This is a genomic window from Streptomyces calidiresistens, assembly GCF_014141525.1.
GTDB classification, from domain to species: domain Bacteria; phylum Actinomycetota; class Actinomycetes; order Streptomycetales; family Streptomycetaceae; genus Streptomyces; species Streptomyces calidiresistens.
Genome location: NZ_VKHS01001341.1, coordinates 1 through 859 on the forward strand (window position 1 = coordinate 1; position 859 = coordinate 859).

Sequence of the window (859 nt, forward strand, 5' to 3'; positions counted from 1 at the left end):
AGGCTGTCGGTGGGGGGTGCGAGGATGCCGGGGGGCGGTTCTCCCATCCGCCACCGCGACCCGACCGGGAGGGCCGATGCAGATCAGGTTGACCGTTCTCGGCCCGCGGGGCGGCGAGGGCACCGACGTGACCGTCACCGCTCCCGTGGACACCCCGTTGGAGACCGTGCTCGGCGATCTGGTGGCCGCCGCGGATCCCGGGGCCGGCGTCCCGGGCACGGTGTGGTGCGGGGCCCGCCGCCTGGACCCCCGGCGCGCGCCCCTGGGCCGGCCGCCGCTGGTGGACGGCGCCGTGCTCGCGGTGGACGGGCCGGTCGGCGTGGACCGCGCCGACGACTCCGTGCCCCGCCTGCTGGTCGTCTCCGGTCCGGACGCGGGGGGCGTGCACCTGCTGCACGGCGGCGAGGTGCGGATCGGCCGCTCCGCGCGGGCCGACGTCCCCCTCGACGACCCCGACGTCTCCCGGCTGCACTGCCTGGTGACCGTGCCCGACGGATCGGGGCCGGTGACCGTGCGGGACCTCGGCTCGACCAACGGCACCACCGTGGACGGCGTCGCCGTCCCCACCGACCGGGACCTGCCGCTGCCCCCGGGGGGTGAGCTGCGCGTCGGCGAGTCCGCGCTGCGGATCCTCCCCGCCCGGGCACGGGGCACGGCGAACGGGAGCGGGATCGCGCAGGACGGGCCCCCGGCCCCTTCCGACCGGACCCCCGGCGGGGAAGGCGGAGGGGAGACCCGCGGGGGCGGTCGCCGACGCGGTCTCGGGGAGCGGCTGCTGCGCCGCGAGCGGACCCCGGAGCCGGTCCCGCCGACCCCTCCGGCCGGCGTGCGGCCGCCCCGGCCCGGAGCGCCCCCGGCC

The 859-nt window shown here is 80.0% G+C and carries 1 protein-coding gene; it reads left to right on the forward strand.

The window, feature by feature from the left end; translation table 11 throughout:
• Positions 1 to 76: 76 nt before the first annotated feature.
• Positions 77 to 859 (forward strand): FHA domain-containing protein (locus FOE67_RS27210; RefSeq protein ID WP_182667475.1); only part of this gene is annotated, 783 nt, incomplete at its 3' end.